Genomic DNA, 24,471 nt, shown 5'->3' on the forward strand with positions numbered 1-24,471 from the left:
ATCAGGCACTTCTGCGTGTCGACGCGTCCTTCGACAGGTCAGGCAGCGTTGGGGTCGGCAGGCACCGGTTCAGGCTCGGCCGGCGACTCGGCAGGCTCTCCGGACTCGGCGGGCTGGACCGGCTCGGGCTCGGGCTGGGCCGGCTCGGCAGGCGGCAGGTCGGCTGGCTCGGATGGTTCGACGGGTTTCGGCGGTGTCCCGGGAGGCGGCGTCGGTGTCCCGGCAGCGGGCGTACCCGGAGTTGCACCACCGGTACCCGGCGTGAGCTGGCCTGGCTGGCCTGACTGACCTGGTTGGCCCGCCTGGCCGGGCTTGCCCTGCCCCGGCAGCAACGGATCCTGCCCGTCGAACGTGAATACCCATTCCGAGATCTTTTGCTTGCCCCCGAAAGCCTGGAAGCGCGACGGGAAATTGCCGATCTTGACCGGCTTCGCGGTGGACAGGCTGTAGATGCCCAGCACACCCTTGTCGCCCGCCAGGTAAACGATGCCCCATTCCGCCTTGCCCGTCATGGGGTCGACGAAGATCTTGCGCAGGTGGCGGCGCGTGCCGGGGAAGCGCGGGTCCTTCAGCAGGTCCTTCAGCGTAGGCGGCTGCTGCGGCTGCCCGGCTGTCGTGGCGGCGGCATAGCTTTTCAGCGCATTGCTGAACTGCTCGCCGATATGGAGCAGGTCCCGTTCGGCCTGTGCCCGCTGCAACGTGACGCCGAGGCGCACGGTGGCGGCACCGACCAGCGCGATGATGGCGACCAGGATGATGAGCCCGATATAGGTGAAGCCGCCGGCCGCGCCCGGCCGCTCACCATTCCGAATACGGCTTGCCGCTGCGGTCATTGCCGGGGGCTCCACTCTTGATGTCGGCAATGCCGCCCTGGGCAGGATCTTCCGGCGGCAGCAGTTGCCAGCTGTCGGCCGTCTCCGTGATCGGATCGACCGGCAGCGCACGCAGGTATTTTCTTTCCACCAGCTGCTCCAGCGATTCCGGATAACGCCCGGTGTCGCCGTAGAACTGGTCGATCACCATGCGCGTGTTGCGCAGGTTATCGGCCAGGATGATTTCCTTGGTCTTGTCCACGCTGGGGAAGTAACGGGGCACGGCCAGCGTCAGCAGCAGGGCAATGATGCCCAGCACCACCAGCAGCTCGATCAGCGTGAAGCCCCTGCCCGGCTTGCCGGCACGGGTAATTTGTTTCTTTACCATTTGCGATACGGGATGCCGTTCAGCCCCACCCTGTCGGAATTCGAAAACACGTCGTACACATCCTCGCCTTCGCGCGGCTCCTCGGGCTCGCTCGCGTAGCTGCGCTTGCCCCAGGTCTGCGCGGCGGCCAGTTCGCTGTCCGTCGCGAACGGATCGCGCGGCACGCGGCGCAGGAAGAAGATCTTGCCACGTTTCGGGTCGCGCAGGTCGGTCACGCCGTCGGCCAGCATTTCCAGGTTCTTCGGATACCCGGTGCCGCCGGTGGTCTTCGCGACGCGGCCATCGTCGTATGCCTGCTTGTAGTCGTCGATGGCCTTGCGGATCTGGTACAGCGCCGTGCGCAGTTCCTGTTCGTTGCGCCGCTGCACCGTCACCTGCGCCGTCGGGATCACCAGCGCCGCCAGCAGGCCAAGGATGGCCACGGTGACGAGCAGCTCGATCAGCGTGAAGCCGCGGCGGCGGGCGAACGGCACCTGCATCACTGGTTCTGCGCGGGCTGCGGCGTGGCAGCGGGCGGCACGGTGGTCTGTGGCGGCGGCGTGATCGGCAGCACCTGCACCGGCTGCTGCGTGACGCTCGATGCCGGCCCCGGCTGCGACGTCGACAACGGCACGCCGCTCGATGTGCCGGACTCCTGCGGAGTTCCCTGTGCAGGGGCCGGCAAAGTTCCCTGTGCAGGCACCTGGGGTACGCCGTTCGGCGCCGCGCCACGCTGCGGCAGGGGCACCAGCTCGCGCACGCTCAGCTCGGGCTTGCGGCGGAAGTTCGCTTCGGTACCGGCCGAAAACTCGGTGGCCGCAGCATCCGGGCGCTGCAGGTTGCGCACCAGGTGTGGCGTGATCGACAGCACGATCTCCGTTTTCTGGTTGTCATCGGTCTGCGTGCCGAACAGGCGACCGAGGATCGGCAGGTCGCCCAGCCCCGGGATCTTGTCGCCGCCGTTACGCTCTTCGCTGTTGATCAGGCCCGCAAGCACCTGGTTTTCGCCATCCTTCAGCTGCAGCATCGTCGATGCCTGGCGCGTACCGATCTGATATGCCGTGGTACCGGAGGCCGTTGTAATCGTGCGCACCAGGTTCGACACCTCGAGGGCGATGCGGATCGCCACTTCGTTGTTCAGGTAGATGGTCGGCTCCGCGTTCAACGTGAGACCCACGTCGATGTAGCTGACGCTTTCCTGCGAGAAGGTAGACGCCCCACCGGTCAGGGTGGTGGTAATCACGGGCACCTTGTCGCCGATCACGATCTTGGCTTTCTCCTTGTTGCGCACGCGAATGCGCGGGTTGGCCAGCAAATTCGAATCCGAATCGGTTCGGTTCGCGGTCGCCGTGGCGCTGAGGCTGGAAATCCCCAGCGTACGCCGGTTCAGGTTGTCGAGGTCGCTCAACGTCAGCACCGAGCCCGAACTGCTGATCAGCGGCGTCAGCGTCACACCGGTCGGCCAGGCAATGCCCAGCTCCAGCAGGCGGGTGCGCTTGATCTCGAGGATCTCCACTTCCAGCATCACCTCCGGCTCGGCCATGTCCTGCACCGCCACGATCTTCTCGGCCAGGCGGATGGCATCGGCGTTGTCGCGCATGATCACCAGGTTCAGCTTTTCGTCGGCCACCACGTCGCGCGACTTCAGGATCGTCTTCAGCGTATTGGCCACCAGCTTGGCTTCGGCATTGGCCAGGAAGAAAGTCTTGACGACGGTTTCCTGGTATTCCTTCAGCTTGGCCGCGATGTTCGGATAGATCAGGATCGTGTTCGCATCCATTACCTGCTGTTCCAGCTGGTTCGTCATCAGCAGGTAGTACACCGCCGACTCGACCGTGCTGTTCCTCAGCATGATCGTGGTGCGGGCGTCAGCCTTGACGTCCTTGTCGAACACGAAATTGAGTCCCGAGCGGCGCGAGATCACGTCGAACACCTGTTTCAATGGCGCATCGCGGAACTCGATCGTGATCGGCTGCCTGAAGGCCTTGGCCAGTGCCGTTTCGCCGCCGTTCGGCGGATTCTTTTCGGCGATCTCGCGCAGCAGCAGCCTGGCGCGCGGCTGGTCGGGCTTTTCGGCCACGATCGCCTCGAGCTTTTTCTTCGCCGCGTCGAATTCCTTCTTTTCGACCAGCGTGGCGGCCTCGGCCAGCAGCCGGTCATGGCGTTCCGCCATGTCGAGCGTGCGCAGCGCCATGCGCGCCCGTTCGTTTTGCGGATTGAGCGCCAGCACGCGCTGGATGTTCTGCAGCGCCAGTTCGCGCTGGCCTTCGGCGGTCTGGCGTTCGGCCTGGTCGAGGTAGCGCGTGACGGCGCGGTCGCGCGCCTGTAGGTACGCGGCGCGGTACTGCGCGTTGCCGGGCTCCTTGGTGAACGCTTCCTGCAATTTCAGCAGGCCCGCTTCCACCTGGTCTTTTTCGATCAGGTCGCGGCCGTCGCGAAACGCCATCTGGGCGGCACAGCCGGACAGCGCGAGCGCCAGCGCGGACAGCGTCAATACGCGGCGTATCGTGCCACCGCGGCTAGCGCGGCCACCGGGAATGTGCGTGTTCAATCCATGACTCCAATATTAAGCTGTTGCACCTGTTTCAGGGGCAGGTAGGTGAGCGTCAGCGTGGGCGGCGCGATGGCGTCGACGCGGTACATGCCGTCGATCACGGTGCCCACGCGCGCGATATAGGTGCGGTCGGGGCGGGCCAGGTAGACTTCCCAGGCGCCATCGGCCACGCCCTTGCCGAGTACCGTGAACGGCATCGGCGGCGCGGTCGGAGCCGGCGGTGCCGGCGGCGGGCCGCTCGGCGCTTCGGCTGCCGCGGGCGGCGGGTTCAGGTCCTGGCCGGCGAACACGCCGCCGCTGCCCTGGAATGCGCCCTCCCCGGTCGCGCCGATCAGTTCGGCGCGCGGCACCAGCCGCAGGATCGCACCGCCGGCCGGCGCCGCTGCCGGCGCACGCTCGGCGGCGCGCGGCGCGGCCACCGGTGCCCGGGCGCGCTCGACCGGTTCGGCCACGTCGCTTTCCGGCGTGTTGTCGCCGAAGACGACGAGGCCGGCCGCGATCGCCAGCGCGGCCACCATCAGCAGGTGCCGGGGTGTCACGGTGCTTCCTTCACGGTGTCTCCTTCAGGTACAACGTGATGCGCAGCCGGGCTTCGACGGTGGGGTCGGCGATCGTTTCGCGGCGGAAGCTCACTTCGTCCAGCGCGGCGAACGGTACCGCCGCCAGCCCCTCCAGCGCGAACTGCCAGATGTTGCGGTACGTGCCCTTCACGGGCAGCGCGATCTGGTACGTGGTCACGCCGCTGGCCTTGTCGAATGCCAGCTTGTATTCGCCCTGGCGCAGCACCAGGCCGGACTTGCCGGCCAGGTCGAACAGCGTTTTCACCTGCTGTTCGGCGTGGCGCTTCTCGCCCAGCGTGGCATAGAACAGTGCCAGGTTTTCATTGGCGGTCGGCGGCGCGGGCGCCTCCGCCATGGTGGAAGCGGCCGGCAGCGGCCGCGCCAGTTCCTCTTGGAGTGCCGCCCGCTGCGGCAACAGCCACGCCCAGGTGGCCAGGCCGGCCGCCAGCAGCGCCACGGCGATGCAGGCCGGGGCGCCGGCACGCATCGCGGCCAGGCGCAGCGCGAGCATCAGCGGTGCCAGCTGAATATCATTCCATCCATCATTCCACTGCCCCTTCATTGCGCCCTCCACTGCGCTTCGACCTGGAACCGGATCGCGTGGTTCGGATCCTGCTCGCCGATTTCATGCCGCACCAGCGCCGCGCCGGTAAAGAATTCCTGCTGCTTGAGCACCTGCACGTAACCCACCATGTCGTCGCTGTTGCGGGCCTCGGCCGTGATCTTCAGCAGCTGCTTCTTCGGATCGGGGTCGAGCGCGAGCAGCGCGATATTGGCCGGGGTGGCGGCGCCGATCGCATCCTCGAGCTGGCGCCACGGCACGTTCAGCCGCAGGATCGCGGCGTTGACGGCACTCGCCTGCGCTTCGGGAATCGCCACCTCGGCTATCCGTGCCGGGCGCTTCGACAGCGCTGCCTGGCTGGCACGAATGCGTTCGATCTGCTGTTCGCGCGCGGCACGCTGTTCGGCCATCTGCGTGGCGAACCACAGGCCGCCGGCGCACAGCGCGAGGCCGGCGATGCCCGCCGCCAGCAACGCCGGATGCAGCCGGTACAGCGCGCGCCGCCAGGTGGCCGGTGCGAAATCGATCTGCATCGGCTTCATGGTGCGCTCCCGGCAAGGGCCAGGCGGCCGGCGGCGGACAGCTCGTCGCCCTGTCCCGCATCGAGCCGCGTCACCGGAATCTGCCCTGCCGCCCCCGGTTTCGCCAGCGCGGCCGGCAGCGGGCCGCACAACTGCACCTGCGCCGGCGCTTCCAGTCCGAGCAGCAACGCCTCGCGCCCCAACATCTGCGCCAGCCAGTAATGATCGGCGCCGGGAGGCACCTGCAACGCGCGCACGGCGCGCAGCTGGCGGCCCTCGATCGCGGCCACGGTCAGCAGGCCGTCGTGCAGCTGGCCGAACCAGGCGCCCGGGCGGATCGCGCGGCACCAGCGGTTCCAGGCGGTGACGAAATGCGGCACCACCTGCACCACCTGCAGCCGGCTCTCCGCCGCCACCGCTTCCACCAGCGACAGCAGCGCGCGCGGCACGGCGGCGGCAAAGAACGGTTCGGTGCAATGCCAGTCGGCCGTGACGTGCCAGGCGGCCGGCCCTTCGCCATACAACGCATGGAAGCGCAGCGCCGCCGCTGCCTCGATGTCCGGCAGCCGCGCGGCACCGGGCGGCGGCGCCACCTGCCACAGCCGGCACAGTTCATCGGCCAGCACCACCGTGACCGGCCGGCCGGCCACGGCCTGCCCGGCCACCAGCGCCCGCAGTGCCTGGCCCAGCGGCTCGTTGCCGGGGCCGGCCACCGGCTGCTCGGCCAGCACGGTCGCCTTGCCGCCCCCCCAGCGCGATGCCGCCAGCAGGCTCACGGCGCCGGTGGCGACGCCCAGGCGCAGGACCTGTCCGAACGGCCTACGCATGGAGGGTTACCCGCTTGATCTCGGCCAGCGTGGTGCCGCCGCGCTTGACCACTTCCAGCGCCGCGTGGCGCAGGCTGCGCGTGCCGTTCGCGTAGGCGGCCTGCTTGACCTGGCGGATCGGCCGCTTCTCGACGATCAGTTCGCGGATCTCGTCGTTCAGCGTGAGGATCTCGGCGATCGAGCGCCGGCCCTTGTAGCCGGTGCCGCGGCAGTCGCCGCACCCCTTGCCGGCCTTGAATTCGTAATCGAACACGTCGGCGCGCGCCAGGCCCACGCTGGCCAGTTCGTTGTCGTCCGGCGTGTATTCGACCGCGCAGTGCGGGCAGTTGATGCGCACCAGGCGCTGGGCCCAGATGCCGTTCAGCGCCGACACGAACGCATACGGGTCGATGCCCATGTGCGTGAAGCGGCCGAACACGTCGAACACGTTGTTGGCGTGGACGGTGGTCAGCACCAGGTGGCCCGTCAGCGCCGACTGCACCGCGATTTCCGCCGTTTCGCGGTCGCGGATCTCGCCCACCATGATCTTGTCTGGGTCGTGCCGCAGGATCGAGCGCAGCCCCTTGGCGAACGTCAGGCCCTTTTTTTCGTTGACGGGGATCTGCAGGATGCCGGGCAGCTGGTACTCGACCGGGTCCTCGATCGTGATGATCTTCTCGCGGCCGTTGTGGATCTCGGTCAGCGCCGCGTACAGCGTAGTGGTCTTGCCGGAACCGGTCGGCCCCGTGACCAGCAGCATGCCGTAGGCTTCCTGCGCCAGCGTGCGCAGCGTGGCCAGCGACGGCGCATCGAAGCCCAGCGACTCGAGCGACAGCGAGCCGTACGATTCGATCATGGCGCGCTTGTCGAGCACGCGGATGACGGCGTCCTCGCCATGGATGCTGGGCATGATCGACACGCGCAGGTCGATCTCGCGCCCGGCCGACGACACGCGGAAGCTGCCGTCCTGCGGCACGCGCCGCTCGGCGATGTCCAGCTCGGCCAGCACCTTCAGGCGCGAGATGATCTGCTCGGCGACCTCGATGCCGCCGACGGCGGTGGCGTGATCGAGCACGCCGTCGACGCGGTACTTGACGGCCAGGCCGCCGGCCGTGCTTTCCAGGTGGATGTCGGAAGCGCCGGCCTTCAACGCGTCGTACAGCGTGGAGTTCACCAGCCGCACCGCGGGACTGGCCGCTTCCGACACCGAGGCGAACGACAGCACGGCGGCCGTCTTGCCGTCGCGCCGGCCGTTTTCGGTACCGGGCTGCAGCGAGTCGGTGGCGCGCGCCGATTCTTCCTGTTTCGACAGGTAGGCGGCGATGTCGGACTGCAGCGCCAGGCGCACGTGCAGCGGCGCGTGCGGTGTGGCGCGGGCCTGGGCCGACAGCCACGTTTGCAGGTCCAGGTCGAACGGATCGGCGATCACGCCGGTGAGCACGCCTTCCTGGGTGCGCAGCAGCACGCATTTGCGCGCCATCGCCTGCGACAGCGGCAACAGGTCGAAGGCCGGCGTGAAGGCCAGCATCTCCACCGTTTCGAGCACCGCGAGGCCGAACGGCAGCGCCAGCGCGCGCACCACCAGCCGCGGCTCCATGCCGGTCAGCGTTTCGAGTTCTTCCACCAGCGTGCGTTTCGAGGCGGCCTGGGCGGCGCGTGCCCGCGTCAGCAGCGCGTGGTCGATGGCAGCGACCGACGCGACGGCGGGTGCGATGGTGGAATTGAGGGCCGGATCGTTCAAGACATTTCTCCGGCAAGGTCAAAAATAGGCATGTACAGCAATACGACGATGGCGCCGACGATCAGGCCGATGCCGGCCATCAGCAGCGGCTCGAAGGTGCGCGTGAAACGGTCGATCCAGCGGGTGATCTCGCCGTCGTAGAAAGCGGCCGACTGGGTGAGCATCGGCCCGAGGTCGCCGGTGCGCTCGCCCACGCGCAGCATGCGCAGCGAGATCGGCGTGGTGAGCCCGTTGGCTTCGAACGCGGTGGACAGCGGCAGGCCCGATTCCACCGCCCCCTTGGCCAGCTGCAGCCCGCTCTTGACATTGGCCGATACCATGCCCTGTACGGTTTCCATGGCCTGCACGATCGTGACGCCGCCTTCGTTGAGCATGCCGAGCGTCAGGTACAGCCGCGACAGCTCATAGATCTTTACCCGCTCGCCGACCGCGGGCAGGCGCCCGAGCAGGCGCATCAGCCCCCCGCTCGCCATCAGCCTGCGCACGCCGGCGACCACGGCCGCGATCGTCAATACCAGGCCGCCCAGCAAGGCGCCCGTGTGTTCGCCGGCGAACTGCCCCCAGGCCAGCATGACCTGCGACATCCATGGCAGGTTGCGGCCGGCGCCCTGGTAGACCTCGGCGAAACGCGGCACCACGTAGCCGATCAGGAACATCGACACGCCGCCGCCCACCAGCAGCAGGATGCACGGATAAATCGCGGCGGACACGATCTTGGCGCGCACGATGTCGATGCGCTGCTGATAGTCAATGTAGCGCGCCAGCGAGCGCGGCAGGTCGCTGGTGCCTTCGGCGGCACGCACGATCCCCACGTACAGCGGCGGAAACAGCTGGGGCTGTTCAGCGAGCACGGTGGAAAAGCGCTGGCCTTCGCGCAGGCCGCCCAGCAGGCGCTCCAGCACACCGCGGGTGGCCGGACTGGCTTCCTTCTCCAGCAAGGCTTCGAGTGCCTCGACGATGCCGAGGCCCGCTTTCAGCAACGCCAGCAGTTCCTGGCTGAACAGGACGAGTGAGAGCGCCGCGGCCTTGCCGCGCCGCAGCGCGCCGCGCACCGGGCGGATGGCGCTGACGAACAGCCCGCGCGCCTCGACCTGGCGCCGCGCATCGGCTTCGTCGCGGCCATCGACCACGAGGTGGCCGATCACCATTTCCGGCGACAGGGTACGAACGTCGAACTGCATGGGATCGCTGCTGGGACGGGTTGATTAGGAAAATTCGCGGGACGATTCGGGGATACGCGGTAGATTCGCCGGCTATTGCGAGGAGATGTCGGCGTTGTCGCCGGTGCCGCCCGGCTGGCCGTCCTTGCCCAGTGACGTGATTTCATATTCACCGCGCGTGCCCGGCGCCTTGTACTGGTACACGCGCCCCCATGGATCGGGCGGCACGCTTTTCTTCAGGTACGGGCCGTTCCACTTGGCGCCCGCGGTGGCGGGCGCCACCAGCAGCGCGGCCAGGCCTTCTTCCGTGGTGGGATAGCGCCCCACGTCGAGCCGGTAGGTGTCTAGCGACTTTTCGAACGACTCGATCTGCGCCTTCGCCACGGTGACTTCGGACTTGCCAAGCTGCGAGAAATACTTGGGACCGACATATGCCGCGAGCAGGCCGATGATGACGATCACCACCAGCAGCTCGAGCAGTGTGAAACCACCGGCGCGCCGGTGCCCGGCTGCGCAGGGCACGTCATTCGCCACGCCATTCCGGCGCGCCGGCAGGCTCCAGTGCTGGCCCGCATCCGGCTGCTTACCACGCTTTACATCCATTGCTGCACACATCCGAAACAACCTCCGATTGCCGAGTTGACGGGGAAGGCTACCACGCCATTTAAGGTTTAGACAATTTTTTGTTTGCACATTGTCCTATACGCAATCTTGCAATCCGCCTGGAATGCTCATGGGAGAGGCCATTGCGATCCGTGGCGAAGCCGGGAAGATAGTCAGGCACGACCGCTCAATATCGCACCCATTCACTTCCCGCTTGCCCCCTGCCGAATGCCGTTCATTGATTTTACGTCAAAGAATAAACCGGAACTTCCGACTCAGCCGCACCAGGGCACTTGCAACAATTATCGAAACAAGCAGGACGACTATTGCCATCAATGTCGACCCGATATCCAGGAAAGGACGCAGCGCATACAGGACAAGAATGTGGACGAAATATATCGCACTCGAATAGAGTGCAACATGACCACCAGATCCATGAATTTTCATATTGAAGATACCGATGAATATCGCCGGGCACACCAATAACAGCGCCATATAATTATCAACCGACCCATCATTCCGATAATTTCCGAAATTAAAATACGCCTCCAGCACCAGCAAACCCAGGCCCGCTGCCGAAACGCACATCATCTGCAGTACGGTGAATTTCCGATGCAACTGGGTCTCGCTTATAAAATATCCGATATAGAAGAAAGGGAAGGAAAGGAACAGAAAATTCCTGTGGATCCAGGTAATATTGGCGAATCGATCGAGCTGGGTATTTGTGAAAACGTGATAATTTCCGGCATACTGTATTCCCACGCCGGCAACATAAAGCAGCAGCGCGGCAGCCAGCACCAGGTATCCTGGCAACCGCCTGAACGCCAGAACCAGCAAGCCGGCCCCGATCATTCCTGCAACATACCACAGGTGATAATATCCAACCGCCAGGATACGCACCGCCTTTATTAATCCGGAGACTGTCGGATCGATTTCCGGCACCCAGAAAAACAGATAAACCGCCGACCAGAACAGATACAATCCGCCAATGCGGGAAAACCATCCCCGCGCGCCATTTCTTTGCAAGACCGGGAAAAAGTAGTATCCGTTGATAATCAGGAAAATCGGCACGGCGATCCGGAAGATCCCCTCGCCCGTGAGAAATCCAAGCACCGGACTGACGTCATAAAAAATACCCACGTGCAGGCTGACCACCATGCAGGCGAGTGCCAGCTTCAAGAAATCAAGCGAAACATTTCTTTCGTGCAATTTCGAAGACCCGGACACGGCCGGTGTGGGATTTATTTGAGCAGATATTGACATGGCGACATGATAAATTTTTACTCGGCATGTTGCAAACAAATATAAGAAACATCGCCTGCGCCTGTGCACAGGATGCCCGACAGGCTGAACGACGTATACAGGGCACTCCATCAACAAAAGCGCGGAGCATTCTCCTCGCAGTATCGCAGCATCGTGCCCCGCGCGACAGCGTGGGCGCGGTTGCTGACGCCGAGCACCCGGTACAATCGCTGCAGGTGATTTTTCACGGTGAGCGCACTGATGCCGAGGATGCCGCCGATCTCTTCGTTGCTCTTGCCTTCGCGCAGCCAGCGCAGCACCTGCGTTTCCCGCAACGACAATGGCCGTCGCAGCGGCACCTCCGCGGGAGCCAGCCGCAGCAGTGCCAGGTGCAGGTGCGGCAGCAACAGACGCAGGAAGTGGGCCTGCCGCGCGCCGGGGCGCTGCGGCAGGTCGCACAGCATGAAGAAGGTGGAGCCGCCGGGCACCGGCGCGCTGCCGTGCGCCAGCAGGTTGCCGATGCCCAGCGCCGGCAGCCCGCCGTCGTCCTCCGCCTGCAGGGCCAGCGGCAGGCAGCCGCCCCCGCGCCAGCGCGCCGTTACTGCCGGCAGCCATCCGCTGCCGGGATCGCGGATGGCCTCGGCCAACGCCGGCGCCCCGGCGCCGCCGTGCAGCAGTTGGGCGCGCAGCACATCGCCGGCGCTGTCCAGTTGCGCGCAAACGAGCAGGCGGTGCGGCAGGACAGCCTGCAGCTGGCCCTGCGACCACAGGAACAGCTCGCGCGGTTCAGCCAGGTCCAGGCTGGTTTCGATCGCGTGCAGCAGGTATTCCTGCTCCTGGCGGCTGAGGATGACCAGGGCGTCCATCGCCGTCACGCGGGCACGAAGCGGTAACCGCTGCCGCGCACCGTTTCGATGTGGGCATGGCAGCCGCAGGGTGCCAGCGCGTGCCGCAGGCGGCCCACGTGGGCATCGACGGTGCGTTCGTCGAGATAGGCGTCCACCCCCCATACGCCGTCGAGCAGTTGGGAGCGTGTGTGCACGCGCTGCGGATGACGCATCAGGAAATCGAGCAGCCGGAACTCGACGCTTCCCAGCACGATCTGGCGGCTGCCTGCCATCACGCGCCGGGTGCCCGGATCGATCCGCAGGCCGGCCGCCGGCAAAGCCGGGCAGCGCCGCCGCATCACCGCGTTGATCCGCGCCAGCGTCTCGCGCGGCCCGAACGGCTTGGTCAGGTAATCGTCCGCCCCCGCTTCCAGCGCCAGCACCTTGTCCTGTTCGGCGGCGCGCATGGCGATCATGAGCAGCGGCAGGTCGGCCGTACGGGCCCGGGCGCGCAACCTCCGGATCAGCGACAGGCCGGACTGCCCTGGCAGGTCCCATTCGAGCAGCACGATGTCGGGCACCGTTTCGTCGATCAGCACCAGCGCGCTTTCCGCGTCGGAGGTACCGCGCACGGCATGGCCGGCCTGGCGCAGGTTATGGCCGAGCACCTGCTGCACGGCCGGATTGTTGTCGATGAGGAGTACCTGGATGGACATGGGTCGCCGCGTGACGAATTGACGTGGATCAAACTATGCAGGAAGGGCCGGTGTCCGGGCAAATACAATTTGGCGCGACCATTGATAGCTTGCGCGACTAAATGGGAAGAACCCGCCCGACAATGATCATCGAGCGACTTTGCGCTGCCAGCGCTCCCGATGCGGGCGCGGCCCCCGAGCCATGCCGGACCGATATTGCACCCTTGGCCACGACGGCCGAATGTCAGCCGAATGGCCTGACGCTGGTCATCGGCGCGGCGTCTTTCGCACCGGCGGCTGCATCGTTTTCCTGGAGCGTGCCCTCGATACCGTCCCATGCCTGCACCAGGGCGACCCAGCAGGCCAGGGTCGGATCGGTTCGGGTTGCCAGTGGAACCACGGCTGCGTCATCGCCGAGCTTTACATACCCTGCATGGTGCACTTCCGCCGCATCCGGCTGCCCGATTCGGTCGGCTGCGATGCCGGCACCGGTGCCCTGCGCGCTCACGGCCGTCGATCGCCGGCGCATCAGCAGCTCGAGCGTGCTTGCATTGCTGACGGGATAACTGATTGGACGAAGGGTGCGCATGCCATTACGCTCTCTGTGCTGGGTATGGGAATTACAACTTACTTGACATTTTAGCAAAAATCCTGGCATGAATGTCATGACGATAGCCATCGGCACGGCTGGCGTCTGCGAAAAAACAAACATTTTTATCCGGGTTTGCCGGGAATTTCACCCGGACACCGGCAGCGACCGTTTCGCTCGCCGGTGTTTCGATCCGGCGGGGCGGCGCCCTTCGGCATGACGCGCTTCACGCGCTCCGGCGGCAGCGTAAACGACGATCGCCGGCCTCATGAAGGCCGGCGATCGCATGCCTCTTCATGGCACGCTATGCGTGCCGCCTGTCAGGCACGCCTGCGAGCGGCGCCGGCGACCAGCATCGCGCCGATGCCCACCATCAGCCACGACGATGGTTCCGGCACGGCCGAGATCGTGGCGACAGCGGCATGGCTCTGGTAGGAGAGCACACCGGTGCCGCCCGCGGCCGCGGCCGGGGTCCACATGGCACTGACGAGACGTTTGTCAGCGGCGGTCGAGTTGCCCAGGTCCGTGGTCACGCCGGCGTTGAAGGCATACACCGCGAAGTCGGAGCCGTCGGCGGCGCCGGACAGGTTGACGTTGTCGCCGCTGAAGGTGACGTTGAAGCTCAGCACGCCGCCGAAGTTTACGGCGTGGAACAGGCTGTTGAAGTTCTCGCCGTTGCGGATCACGTAGCCGGACGCCAGCGAACCGGAGACCTGACTGGTGGTTTCCACCGCGGCATTGGCGTCGAAGCCCTGGAAGCCACTCAGCGTCACACTGGTGGCGGGCGATACACCCAGCGTGCCCGGGTTGTACTGGAAGTCGAGCCAGCCGGCGCCGCCGAACAGGCTGGTGTCGATGGTGACGGCCAGCGTGGTGTCGGCCAGCGCGGCGGTGCTGCCGAAGGCCAGCGCCAGCGCGGCGGCGGCGGTACGCAGTGTCAGAATGTTTGCAAGCATGATGTTTCCTTAGAAGTTACCGCTGAAGATTTTTGCCGTGTATGCCGGATTGACCTTGGCCGGATTGCGCAGCGTGAGCGGCACGGTGACCGAGGCGCCCGGGGCCAGGCCGCCGGCGACGCGCAGGTAGGGCGCGCCGTCATGCGTGCCGGCGGCGTTGACGACCGTGACACCGGCCGGCAGGCCGTCCAGTTGCAGCGACAGCGGTCCCTGCAGCGCGGTGGCGGAACGGTTCACCAGCGTGACCGAACCGGTGAACAGCTGCGTGACACGGTTGAAGCCCAGGCCGGTGGCGCTGACCTGCACGCTCGACGTGACGTTGCTGTAGGCCGGTGCCGACTGCAGGGACAGGCTGACGACCAGCGGGTCGTGGTCGGACGCGCGATATGGCTGCGCGTCGTACAGGTCCTGCGGCTTGCCGTTGGTGTTGTAGTCGATGACTTCCGGCTCGTCGGCGTTGTTATGCCACTCGGCGGCGCCGGCGATCTGCGCGCTGAGCGATGCGCTGGCCAGCGCGTGGTCCAGGTAGCCGGCTTCATGGCCGAACACGTAGGAATACGGCACGCCGGCCGGACGCGCGAAGCGTTCCAGCTGGTCGACGAAGCCCTTGGCCGTGATGGCGGTGATCGGGTCTTCCTTGCCATATGAGTTCATGTCGCCGATCAGCAGCACGTCCTGGTCGCCGGCGGCGGCCTGCACCTGCGGCACGAACGTATTCACGAGGCGCTGCGCCTGCGCCACGCGGGTGGCGTTCCAGCAGCTCTGGCCGTCGCCGTTGTCGGCGTCGAGCCCGGAGCCGGACGGGCAGCTGCCCTTCGACTTCAGGTGGTTCACGATCACGGAAAACTTCTCGCCGTTGGCGGCGCGGAACGTCTGCGCCATCGGCGGCCGGTTGTTGACGCTGTCCGCATCGGCCAGTGCGCCCCCGACCAGCGCGACGCTGGCAGGCTTGTAGATCATCGCCACACGGATCGCATCCGTGCCGGTCGCGCCCGGCTTCGGTACTACCGCGTAGACGGGTGCGCCATAGGCGGCGTTCAGGCTGTTGACCAGCACGCTGGTGGCGCTGTCGCCGTCGTTCTGGATCTCCATCAGCCCGACCACGTCGGCGTCGATGGCTTTCAGCTGGTTGACGATCTTGTCGCGCTGGCGCACGTATTCGGCCAGGTTGTCGGCGCCGCGGCAGTTGCCCTGGCTCGTCGAGTTGCCCACCGTGCAGCCCTGGCCGGTCTGGCCGGCGGCGTTGGTGCCGTTGGTGAACGTGGTGAAGAAGTTCAGCACGTTGGCGCTGGCCACCTTCACGTTGCCGGCCGGCAGCGCCGGCGCGGTCTCGCGCGGGTTGGCGCGGACGAGCGACGGCGCCACCGTCGGCTGCAGCTTGAAGCCTGCTCCGCCGCCGCCCAGTGCGCCGAAATCGATCACGCCGGTCAGGTCGTGCACCGTGTCGCCGGCGCGCACCGTATTGCCTTCGCCGATGTACGGGATCACGGTCGGCGTCACGAAAATGCCGTCGTCCAGCACGATGCGGTTGGCGGCGTTCGTGGCAGCCAGCGCCAGCGCTTCCGCGGAACGCGGCGCATAGCGGTTGGTCGGGATTTCGAGGCGTCCGGCGGACAGCGTCAGCTCGCCGCGCGCGCCCAGGTAGGTGGTCTGCGACACCGTCAGCGGCCCGGCGAAGCGCACCAGCATGCCTTCGACCTGGTCCAGGCGGGCGTTCGGCAGGGCGATGTTGGCAGGCACCAGACTGTGGCCGGATGACAGCACCGAGGTGGCCGTAACGTCCGTCATCTCGGTATACGAACGGTTCGCGCCGCTCGGAGTAAATTCGGTGATCTTGCCGGTGATGCGCACGCGCTGGCCAACGGCAACGCCGCCGGCGGCCGAAGCGCTGTAGATGAACAGGCCGTCGGACGTGGCGGGATCGCCGTCGCCGTTCGCGTCCTGCACGAAGAAGCCGCCGGCCACTTTGGCCGTGACGATGCCCTCGGTGGTCTGCACCGTGCCGGCGACCGGGCTGGCGGCGCCGCCGCCCTGGATCTGCGGGATGGTGCGGGTCACCGCCGCCAGCGGGCGCACGGCCACGTTGACCGTGCAGCTGGCTTCCTGCGCATCGTTGTTGGTGAAGCGGATGACGACCGGGTAGTCGCCCTGCGGCACGGTCCCGGCGACCGTCAGGCTGCCCGATGCGCCGCCCCCCGTCTCGCTGGCGGCCGTGAACGCCAGGCTGATGCCCGGCACCGGCGCGGACGTGATGGCGGCGGCGTTGACGATGCTGTCGGCGTCGCTGGCGGCCAGCAGCGCGGTGCCCGCGTAGCCCACGGCGACACCCAGGCTGGCCGGGCATTGCAGCACGATCGGCTTGACGATCGGCGCGCCGCACGAAAGTGCCGGCGCGGCGGCGTTGCGCGGCGCCGGCTCGGCCACCGTGAAGTCGGCGCGGTTGTCGTCGGTATCGACACAGCCGGCCTGGTTGCGCAGCACCGCCGTGGCGTTGGCCGTACCGCCGGCCGGCGCGGTGCCTTCGAAGAATCCGGCGCTGCCCCAGCCCACCAGGTCGACCAGCGCGCTGCTGGTCGGCGTGGCGCCGGACAGCGCCACATCGGAACTGACCAGCGCCACCTTGCCGCCGCTGCCGCCCATGGGGATGGTGCCGGTCGCGTCCGGTTCGAGGGCGACCGAGCCGCCGTTGCCGGTGGCCTGCTGGACCAGGTAATACTTGCCCGGCTCCAGTGTCACGGCCGGCAGCTTCGTGACTTGCCAGGTGCCGCCCGTGGTGCTGGCGTATTGCACGCTCCAGTTCGTCAGTTTGACCGCCGCGTCGCTCCGGTTGAACAGTTCGATGAAATCGGACTTCAGCGTGGCGCCACTGTTGCCGCCGCCTCCGTAGACCTGGCTGATGACGACGTCGGAAGCGGCAAGTGCCGGCACGGCAAGCCCGGCCAATGAGGTGGCCAGTGCGGTTGCCATGGCGGCGGCGAGCACGGTCTTGCGGCCCGGCGTAGGAGCGTGTGAATTCATTGTGATCCCTGCGATGTTGAAGATATGAATCGAATATTGCCAGTTACATATTAACTAAACGATATGACTCCTTAATGACAACTCGTTAGTCCGATCGGGCCAAGCAAACGGCCGCGGCGGATCGCCGCACACGGCAGCGGCAGGAACAGTGGCGGTGGACAAGGCACGGCTGCTCATCAATGAATAAGCGACATCTCCGGCAAGATCATTTCAACTTTCGCAAGAAACCATGATAACTTTGATTACAATAACCGACTGCAACCGATTAATTCTGCACAGGATATGAAATGATTTTCGTGACAGGCGGGGCCGGATTCATCGGCTCGAACTTCGTGCTGGACTGGCTGGCGCAAACGGACGAGCCGGTGCTCAACTTCGACAAGCTCACCTATGCCGGCAACCTGAACAACCTGGCATCGCTGAAGGACGACGCGCGCCACCTGTTCGTGCGCGGCGACATCTGCGACGGCGAACAGGTGCTGGCGCTGCTGCGCGAACACCAGCCGCGCGCGATCGTGCACTTCGCCGCCGAGAGCCACGTGGACCGCTCGATCCACGGCCCTGCCGAATTCATCAATACCAATATCAACGGCACGTTCGCGCTGCTCGAGGCGGCGCGCGCCTACTGGAGCGCGCTGCCGGACGCGGACAAGGCGGCATGGCGCTTCCTGCACGTCTCCACAGACGAGGTGTACGGCACGCTGGGACCAGGCGACCCGCCGTTTTCCGAGGACACGCCGTATGCACCGAACAGCCCGTATTCGGCCTCGAAGGCCGCTTCGGATCACCTGGTGCGCGCGTACTTCCACACGTATGGTTTCCCGACGCTGACGACGAACTGCTCGAACAACTACGGCCCGTATCACTTTCCCGAAAAGCTCATTCCGCTGGCGATCGCCAACGCGCAGGCGGGCAAGCCGCTGCCGATCTATGGCGACGGCCAGCAGGTGCGCGACTGGCTGTATGTCGCCGACCATTGCACGGCGATCCGCCGCGTGCTGGCCGACGGCAGGCCGGGCGAGGTGTACAACGTGGGCGGCTGGAACGAGAAGGCCAACCTGGATGTGGTGCATGCCTTGTGCGATCTCCTCGACAGCCTGAAACCGAAGCCGGACGGCACCAGCTACCGTGCCCAGATCGCCTATGTGAAGGACCGGCCGGGCCACGACCGCCGCTACGCGATCGATGCGCGCAAGCTCGAACGCGAACTGGGCTGGAAGCCGGCCGAGACGTTCGAGACCGGCATCCGCAAGACGGTGCAGTGGTACCTCGATCACCCCGAATGGGTGGCCGACGTGCAGTCCGGCGCCTATGCAAAGTGGGTGGAAACAAATTATTTCAACCGCGATGGATTCGCGCGCGATGAATCCAGGCACGAGACGACAGGTGGAGGCGCCGCATGACCATCGACCCGATCAGCCAGCGCAAGGGGATCATCCTGGCGGGGGGGTCCGGCACCCGCCTGTATCCGGTAACGACCAGCGTGTCGAAGCAGCTGCTGCCGATCTACGACAAGCCAATGATCTATCATCCGCTGACCACCCTGATGCTGGCCGGCATGCGCGAGATCCTGATCATCTCCACGCCGCAGGACACGCCCCGTTTCCGCGAGCTGCTCGGCGACGGCAACCAGTGGGGCTTGCAACTGTCGTACGCGGTGCAGCCCTCGCCCGATGGCCTGGCGCAGGCGTTCATCATCGGCCGCGAATTCGTCGGCGACGCGCCTTCGGCACTGATCCTGGGCGATAACATCTACTATGGCAACGATCTCGATGCGCTGCTGCGCAGCGCCGCCAGCCAGGCCGATGGCGCCACCGTGTTCGCCTACCACGTTCACGATCCGGAGCGCTACGGCGTCGTCGAGTTCGACGGCGGGCGCCGCGCGGTCAGCATCGAGGAGAAGCCGGCCGTGCCGAAATCGAACTATGCGGTGACCGGCCTGTATTTCTATGACCAGCGGGTATGCGACATCGCCGCTTCGATCCAGCCGTCGGCCCGCGGCGAGCTGGAGATCACGGACGTCAACAAGGCTTACCTCGAAGCGGGCAGCCTGCGCGTGGAACTGATGGGCCGCGGCATGGCCTGGCTGGACACCGGCACGCACGATTCCCTGCTCGATGCGTCGCAATTCATCGCCACCATCGAAAAACGCCAGGGCCTGAAAGTGGCCTGCCCGGAAGAGATCGCCTACCGCAAGGGTTACATTGACGCCGAACAACTGCGCCGCCTTGCCGAACCGCTCAGGAAAAACGGCTACGGCCAGTATTTGCTGCAGATCCTGCAAGATAAAGTGATCCCTCGATGAAAGTCACCCCCACCCCCATCGATGGCCTGCTGGTCATCGAACCGAACGTGTTCGGCGACGAACGCGGCTTTTTCTATGAAAGCTTCAATGCGCAGCGGTTCGCCGAACTGACCGGCGTACAACTGCCGTTCGTGCAGGACAACCACTCGCGCTCGGCGCGCGGCGTGCTGCGCGGCCTGCATTACCAGATCCGGCAGGCGCAGGGCAAGCTGGTGCGCGTGACGGCCGGCAGCGTGTTCGACGTGGCCGTCGACCTTCGCACGAGCTCGCCCACATTCGGCAAGTGGCACGGCGTCGAGCTGTCGGCCGAAAACAAGCGGCAGTTCTGGATTCCGCCCGGCTTCGCGCATGGCTTCGTCGTCACCAGCGACTTTGCCGAATTCCTGTACAAGACCACCGACTACTACGCGCCTGCGCACGAGCGCGCGCTGCTGTGGAACGATCCGGCCGTGGGCATCGACTGGCCGATCGATGGCGCCCCCCTGCTGTCCGCCAAGGACCGGAAGGGCCTGCCGCTGGCCGACGCGGAAGTGTTCGAATGACCGCGGCGATGAAGATCTTACTCACTGGCAGCACCGGCCAGGTCGGTTATGAACTCGAACGCAGCCTGCAGGGCCTGGGCGAAGTTATCGCCGTCGACCGTGGCCGGATGGACCTGTCGGACCTCGACCAGGTGCGCGACGTGATCCGGGCAACGCGGCCGCAGCTGATCGTCAACCCGGCCGCCTACACGGCCGTGGACAAGGCCGAAACCGAGCCCGAGCTGGCGCACCGCATCAACGCCGAAGCACCGGCCGTCATGGCGGCAGAAGCCAGGCTGCTGGGCGCGGCGCTGGTACATTATTCGACCGATTACGTGTTTTCCGGCTATGACGCTGCCGCGCGCGGCGAACACGATGCGACCGGTCCGCTGAACGTCTACGGCGCCAGCAAGCTGGCCGGCGAGCAGGCGATCGCCGCCTCGGGCGTGCCGCACCTGATTTTCCGCACCAGCTGGGTGTTTGGCATGCGCGGCAAGAACTTCCTGCTGACAATGCTGCGCCTGGCGAAAGAGCGCGACGAACTGCGCATCGTCGACGACCAGCATGGCGCGCCCACCTGGAGCCGCACGATCGCCGACACCACGGCGCTGATCCTGGCGCAGGCGCGTGCAGGCGGGCCGGACTGGTGGCAGGAAAACGGCGGTACCTATCATCTGTCGAGCCAGGGCCGCACCACGTGGTTCGGCTTTACCGCGGCAATCCTGGAAGAAGCGGGCATTGCCTGCAACCTGGTGCCCATCACGACGAACGATTACCCCCTGCCTGCGGCCAGGCCGCAGTACTCGGCGCTGTGTTCAGACCGCCTGCAGGAACGCTTCGTGCGGTTGCCGGACTGGCGCGATGCGCTGCGGCTGTGCCTGCATTGACCGGTGACCGGCACAGGGCCGCGCGGCCGCTGCCGATGCACCGTGCCGCCCCGGCGGCTCAGCGCCGGTAAGGGGCCGCCAGGGGTTCGCCAATGAATACCCCCTGCGCCGGCCAGGCAACGCTGCGCCAGTAGGCCTCGATCGCCGTGCTGCCGGCAACGTAATGGCGCAGCAGGACTGCCGGATTGGGGAACTTCTGCCAGAAATTGCACGGCTCGCTCACGGTGCCATAGCTGGCGGTGGCACCGGCCTGCAGCCAGCGCAGGCTGCTCATCTGTCCCTCTCCGAGCAAGTCGCCCCCGGTGGATGTCAGGTGATCGGCCAGCGCGCCCGGCAGGAATTGCAGCGTTTCCAGCCCCGTCACCTTCGCCTTGCCGGTCTGGTAGATCATGATGTCGCGCTTGCCCTCGAGCGCGTCATCGCGCAGCGTATGGATCGTCAGCTTGCGTTGCGGGATGGTGCCGGCCGTCGGGAAGAACCGGGCGCGGCTGTTGCGCGCCATTTCGCTGGTGAACAGGTAGTAGGCCCCGGCGGCGGGGGTGCGAAAACCGCTGGCCTTGCCGCGATCGATCAAGGCCTTGCCCTCCTCCACTGAGCCGGTCGGCAACAGCATTGCCAGCCGCATGCCCTTCTCCGCCGCGCCGGGCAAGCCCGTGGCATTGAAGTACGGACTGGGCTTGCCGGCCGCGCAGGTGTTGGCGCACTGGGCGGCGTCGAAGCCCAGTGCATAGGCAGCCGTGATGCTGTTGCATTCCACCGCATAAGGCGCCGTCCAGACCATCAGCACGGCCTGGACATCCGGCCGCAGCTTTCCGTCGATCTCCGCCTTCAACCTGCTGAACTGCTCTTCGGTGAGCTTGCGCGGCTTGCCCGGGATACGGACGTGCACGATGTTCGCTTCGGGAATGCCGCGCGCGATACGGTAGTACTCGCCCAACTCGACGCTGTTTGGTTCATCGTCGTTGATGACGATGCCCAGCTGGGCAGGCTGCAGCGCCGGTGCCGCCTGCGCGGCAGCCGCGGCCAGCAGCACCAGCAGGATGAGGAAGGGACGCAAGATCATGGGGCTCCAGAAGCAGACGAAAAAAACGGAAGCCGAAGCTTCCGTTTTCGATTATACCGTTTCGCTCCGGGCGCGGCGGCGCCCTGGCGTCAGGTGCGCTGGTAGACGTCCTCGAACCGCACGATATCGTCTTCGCCCAGGTAACTGCCGGACTGCACCTCGATCAGGTGCAGCGGCAGCTTGCCCGGATTTTCCAGCCGATGGTTCATGCCGATCGGAATGTAAGTCGATTCGTTTTCCGTCAGCAGCTCGACCTTGTCGCCGCACGTCACCTTGGCCGTACCGGACACCACGATCCAGTGCTCGGCGCGATGATGGTGCATCTGCAACGACAGCTTGCCGCCCGGATTGACGGTGATGCGCTTGACCTGGAAACGATCGCCGATATCGATACCTTCGTAGCAGCCCCACGGACGGTAAACCTTCGTGTGGTGCAGGTGCTCGGTGCGATCCTGGCACTTCAGGTGGTCCACCACCTGCTTCACGCGCTGCACCTGGTCCTTGTGCACTACCAGCACGGCATCGTTGGTCTCGACGACCACGACGTTATCGAGGCCGACCACGGCCACGCAACGGCTTTCGGCACGCACCAGCGAATTGCTCACGCCATCGAGGTAGACGTCGCCACGGGAGACGTTGCCGTTCTCGTCATGCTGCTGCACTTCCCACAGCGCGGACCAGGAGCCGACATCGTTCCAGCCGATCGCGGCCGGCACCACCACGGCATGACGGGTGTGCTCCATCACGGCGTAATCGATCGAGTCGGACGGGCTGGCCGCGAAGGCTTCCTCGTTCAGGCGGCAGAAATCCAGGTCGCGGTAGCCCTTCGACACCGCATCGAAGGTCGCGCTGGCGATCGCCGGCTGGAACTGCTGCAGTTCCTTCAGGTAGCTCTCCGCGCGGAACAGGAACATGCCGCTGTTCCAGAAGTAATTGCCCGCCGCGACAAAGCCTTCGGCAGTCGCCCGATCCGGTTTTTCAACGAATCGATCGACCTTGAAGCAATTGTCGCCGACCGGCAGCGGCTCGCCGCTCTTGATATAGCCGTATCCCGTCTCCGGGGCGGTCGGCACGATGCCGAACGTGGCCAGCGACCCATGTTCGACCAGTTCCGCCGCGCGCATGATCGCCTCATAGAACGCCTCGGTGTCGCTGATCACGTGATCGGCCGGCAGCACCAGCATCACCGCGTCGGCATCCACCGCCTTCAGGTAATGCGCGGCGGCGGCAACGGCCGGTGCCGTGTTGCGGCCTTCCGGTTCGAGCAGGATGCCCAGCGGCTTGACGTTGATTTCGCGCAGCTGTTCGGCGACCAGGAAGCGGTGTTCGTTACCGCACACGATCAGCGGCTGCATCAGTTCGGCCCGGCCATTCAGGCGCAGGGCCGTGTCCTGCAGCATCGTTTTGTCGGCAACCACCGGCAGCAACTGCTTCGGCAGCGCCGCGCGCGACAGTGGCCACAGGCGGGTGCCGGCGCCGCCGGACAGGATGACGGGATAAATTTTCATGCTTTTTTCTGTTCCAATGTTGGGATATCTTGTTCGTTGTCCCGGCGGCGGGCAGCGCGGCGGTCGCGTGCGTTGGCCCACTCATCGGAGTCGTACTGCGACACGTGTTTCATTTCGCCGGCACGGTCGACACTATAATCTTTGAAGACAATCAATTCTTCCAGCGTAACATCCGGTAACACACGCGTATATTCGAACAGAACGCTGCGCGTGACGGTTGCGCCGGAACAGATGTGGCTGCCGTGACCGATCCATGTCGGACCGATGATGTGGGCGCCGGCGTCGACCTTCACGCCCGAGCCGATATACACCGGCCCTTCGATCTTCGTGCCGCCGCTCCAGTCGATGCTGGTGTTCAGGCCGAGCCACAGCCCCTCGTCGACCTGGATGCCGGGCACTGCCATATTGGCCACTTCGCCCAGCAACACGCTTTGCAGCACTTCCCAGTAATCCTTAACGCTGCCGATGTCGATCCAGTTGAACTTGCGGGTCTGGCTGTAGAACGGCAGGCCCTTTTCGGCCAGCAGCGGGAACAGCTCGGAGCCGATGTCGAACGGCTGGTCGACCGGAATCAGGTCGATGACTTCAGGCTCGAAGATATAGATGCCGGTACTGACGCAATTCGATTTGGCCACCGACGGGTCGGGTTTTTCCTGGAACTCGCGGATGCGGCCATCCTCGTCGCTGACGACGACGCCATAGCTCGCCACCTTGTCCCACGGCACTTCACGCGTGATGACGGTTGCCAGCGCGCCCTTGCGGCGATGCTCGAACAGGGCCGATTTCAGGTCGAGGTCGATCAGCGCATCGCCGCACAGCACGATCGTGGTCTCGTCGAAGAAACCGCCGAATTCCTGGATCTTCTTGATGCCGCCGGCCGAACCGAGCGGCTCCGGTACCACTTCACCGTCGTCGTTGGTGTAGCCCTCGAAGGAATAGCCGATCTGCACACCGAACTGGTGGCCTTCGCCAAAATAATCTTCGATCTTTTCGTGCAGATAGCTGACGTTGACCATGATTTCCGTGACGCCGTACCGGGCCAGATGCTCGACCAGGTATGCCATCACGGGTTTGCCGAGGATCGGGATCATCGGTTTCGGTAGTTCGTACGTCAACGGCCGCACGCGCGTGCCTTTGCCGGCCGCGAGAATCATTGCTTTCATGTGAAGCCCCC

The 24,471-nt window shown here is 65.6% G+C and carries 24 protein-coding genes; 4 read left to right on the forward strand and 20 right to left on the reverse strand.

Translation table 11 applies throughout. The features are described 5' to 3' along the window. Positions 1-38: 38 nt before the first annotated feature. From GJV26_RS06060 to GJV26_RS06140, 17 genes are all read right to left on the reverse strand, one after another. Positions 39-833, reverse strand: coding sequence for a type II secretion system protein (locus tag GJV26_RS06060; protein ID WP_155708039.1), 795 nt, complete (start codon positions 831-833; stop codon positions 39-41). Beyond that, the gene (locus GJV26_RS06065) at positions 799-1,200 is read right to left on the reverse strand and encodes a type II secretion system protein (RefSeq protein ID WP_155708040.1); all 402 of its coding nucleotides are present in this window, start codon (positions 1,198-1,200) and stop codon (positions 799-801) included. Before GJV26_RS06065 ends, GJV26_RS06060 begins: the two co-directional genes overlap by 35 nt. Beyond that, positions 1,194-1,679 (reverse strand): type II secretion system protein, encoded by a 486-nt coding sequence (locus tag GJV26_RS06070; protein ID WP_155708041.1) that lies wholly within the window; start codon positions 1,677-1,679, stop codon positions 1,194-1,196. Before GJV26_RS06070 ends, GJV26_RS06065 begins: the two co-directional genes overlap by 7 nt. Further along, a complete protein-coding gene (locus GJV26_RS06075; RefSeq protein ID WP_308807619.1) occupies positions 1,679-3,730 on the reverse strand; it encodes a secretin GspD/PilQ domain-containing protein in 2,052 nt (683 codons plus the stop codon). Before GJV26_RS06075 ends, GJV26_RS06070 begins: the two co-directional genes overlap by 1 nt. Further along, on the reverse strand, positions 3,727-4,272 hold the full coding sequence (locus GJV26_RS06080) for a hypothetical protein (protein WP_371866445.1): 546 nt from the start codon (positions 4,270-4,272) through the stop codon (positions 3,727-3,729). Before GJV26_RS06080 ends, GJV26_RS06075 begins: the two co-directional genes overlap by 4 nt. A 10-nt stretch (positions 4,273-4,282) precedes the next feature. Further along, positions 4,283-4,855 (reverse strand): hypothetical protein, encoded by a 573-nt coding sequence (locus GJV26_RS06085; protein WP_229419186.1) that lies wholly within the window; start codon positions 4,853-4,855, stop codon positions 4,283-4,285. Further along, positions 4,852-5,397, reverse strand: a complete 546-nt coding sequence (locus GJV26_RS06090; protein WP_155708042.1) for a hypothetical protein — start codon at positions 5,395-5,397, stop codon at positions 4,852-4,854. Before GJV26_RS06090 ends, GJV26_RS06085 begins: the two co-directional genes overlap by 4 nt. Continuing rightward, the gene (locus tag GJV26_RS06095; protein WP_155708043.1) at positions 5,394-6,203 is read right to left on the reverse strand and encodes a hypothetical protein; all 810 of its coding nucleotides are present in this window, start codon (positions 6,201-6,203) and stop codon (positions 5,394-5,396) included. The genes GJV26_RS06090 and GJV26_RS06095 overlap by 4 nt, the downstream gene beginning before the upstream one ends. Then, the gene (locus GJV26_RS06100; protein WP_155708044.1) at positions 6,196-7,923 is read right to left on the reverse strand and encodes a GspE/PulE family protein; all 1,728 of its coding nucleotides are present in this window, start codon (positions 7,921-7,923) and stop codon (positions 6,196-6,198) included. Before GJV26_RS06100 ends, GJV26_RS06095 begins: the two co-directional genes overlap by 8 nt. Then, the gene (locus GJV26_RS06105) at positions 7,920-9,104 is read right to left on the reverse strand and encodes a type II secretion system F family protein (RefSeq protein WP_155708045.1); all 1,185 of its coding nucleotides are present in this window, start codon (positions 9,102-9,104) and stop codon (positions 7,920-7,922) included. The genes GJV26_RS06100 and GJV26_RS06105 overlap by 4 nt, the downstream gene beginning before the upstream one ends. Positions 9,105-9,176: 72 nt before the next feature. Then, positions 9,177-9,686: a type II secretion system major pseudopilin GspG gene (gspG, locus tag GJV26_RS06110; RefSeq protein ID WP_155708046.1), complete on the reverse strand. Its 510-nt coding sequence runs from the start codon at positions 9,684-9,686 to the stop codon at positions 9,177-9,179. Between the two features lie 249 nt (positions 9,687-9,935). Continuing rightward, positions 9,936-11,060, reverse strand: a complete 1,125-nt coding sequence (locus GJV26_RS06115) for an acyltransferase (RefSeq protein WP_308807650.1) — start codon at positions 11,058-11,060, stop codon at positions 9,936-9,938. Beyond that, a complete protein-coding gene (locus tag GJV26_RS06120; RefSeq protein WP_155708048.1) occupies positions 11,060-11,794 on the reverse strand; it encodes a LuxR C-terminal-related transcriptional regulator in 735 nt (244 codons plus the stop codon). Before GJV26_RS06120 ends, GJV26_RS06115 begins: the two co-directional genes overlap by 1 nt. Before the next feature lie 5 nt (positions 11,795-11,799). Next, entirely contained in the window at positions 11,800-12,471 is a 672-nt protein-coding gene (locus GJV26_RS06125; protein ID WP_155708049.1) for a response regulator, read from the reverse strand. Between the two features lie 223 nt (positions 12,472-12,694). After that, positions 12,695-13,162, reverse strand: a complete 468-nt coding sequence (locus tag GJV26_RS06130) for a hypothetical protein (protein WP_155708050.1) — start codon at positions 13,160-13,162, stop codon at positions 12,695-12,697. A 197-nt stretch (positions 13,163-13,359) separates the two neighbouring features. Beyond that, a complete protein-coding gene (locus GJV26_RS06135) occupies positions 13,360-13,995 on the reverse strand; it encodes an NF038129 family PEP-CTERM protein (protein WP_155708051.1) in 636 nt (211 codons plus the stop codon). A gap of 9 nt (positions 13,996-14,004) precedes the next feature. Then, on the reverse strand, positions 14,005-17,013 hold the full coding sequence (locus GJV26_RS06140; RefSeq protein WP_155708052.1) for an ExeM/NucH family extracellular endonuclease: 3,009 nt from the start codon (positions 17,011-17,013) through the stop codon (positions 14,005-14,007). 287 nt (positions 17,014-17,300) lie between these two features. Between GJV26_RS06140 and rfbB the strand changes: the two genes are divergently transcribed. Genes rfbB through rfbD form a run of 4 tightly spaced genes read left to right on the forward strand, consistent with a single transcriptional unit; the run spans position 17,301 to position 20,726 of the window. Continuing rightward, complete coding sequence (rfbB, locus tag GJV26_RS06145; protein WP_155708053.1) at positions 17,301-18,416, forward strand: dTDP-glucose 4,6-dehydratase; 1,116 nt, start codon at positions 17,301-17,303, stop codon at positions 18,414-18,416. After that, positions 18,413-19,318: a glucose-1-phosphate thymidylyltransferase RfbA gene (rfbA, locus tag GJV26_RS06150; RefSeq protein WP_155708054.1), complete on the forward strand. Its 906-nt coding sequence runs from the start codon at positions 18,413-18,415 to the stop codon at positions 19,316-19,318. The genes rfbB and rfbA overlap by 4 nt, the downstream gene beginning before the upstream one ends. Next, on the forward strand, positions 19,315-19,860 hold the full coding sequence (rfbC, locus tag GJV26_RS06155; RefSeq protein ID WP_155708055.1) for a dTDP-4-dehydrorhamnose 3,5-epimerase: 546 nt from the start codon (positions 19,315-19,317) through the stop codon (positions 19,858-19,860). Before rfbA ends, rfbC begins: the two co-directional genes overlap by 4 nt. A gap of 8 nt (positions 19,861-19,868) precedes the next feature. Then, entirely contained in the window at positions 19,869-20,726 is an 858-nt protein-coding gene (gene rfbD / locus GJV26_RS06160) for a dTDP-4-dehydrorhamnose reductase (protein WP_155708056.1), read from the forward strand. A gap of 58 nt (positions 20,727-20,784) precedes the next feature. Here rfbD and GJV26_RS06165 read toward each other — a convergent pair whose 3' ends face one another. The 3 genes from GJV26_RS06165 to GJV26_RS06175 form a co-directional block, all read right to left on the reverse strand. Beyond that, positions 20,785-21,789: a TIGR03790 family protein gene (locus GJV26_RS06165; RefSeq protein ID WP_155708057.1), complete on the reverse strand. Its 1,005-nt coding sequence runs from the start codon at positions 21,787-21,789 to the stop codon at positions 20,785-20,787. A gap of 89 nt (positions 21,790-21,878) precedes the next feature. After that, positions 21,879-23,297 carry a mannose-1-phosphate guanylyltransferase/mannose-6-phosphate isomerase gene (locus GJV26_RS06170; protein WP_155708058.1) on the reverse strand — a complete coding sequence of 473 codons (1,419 nt, stop codon included), beginning with the start codon at positions 23,295-23,297 and terminating at the stop codon, positions 21,879-21,881. Beyond that, entirely contained in the window at positions 23,294-24,460 is a 1,167-nt protein-coding gene (locus GJV26_RS06175) for a nucleotidyltransferase family protein (RefSeq protein WP_155708059.1), read from the reverse strand. Before GJV26_RS06175 ends, GJV26_RS06170 begins: the two co-directional genes overlap by 4 nt. Positions 24,461-24,471 lie beyond the last annotated feature (11 nt).

The sequence above is a fragment of the Pseudoduganella dura genome, from assembly GCF_009727155.1.
Taxonomy (GTDB): Bacteria; Pseudomonadota; Gammaproteobacteria; order Burkholderiales; family Burkholderiaceae_D; genus Rugamonas; species Rugamonas dura.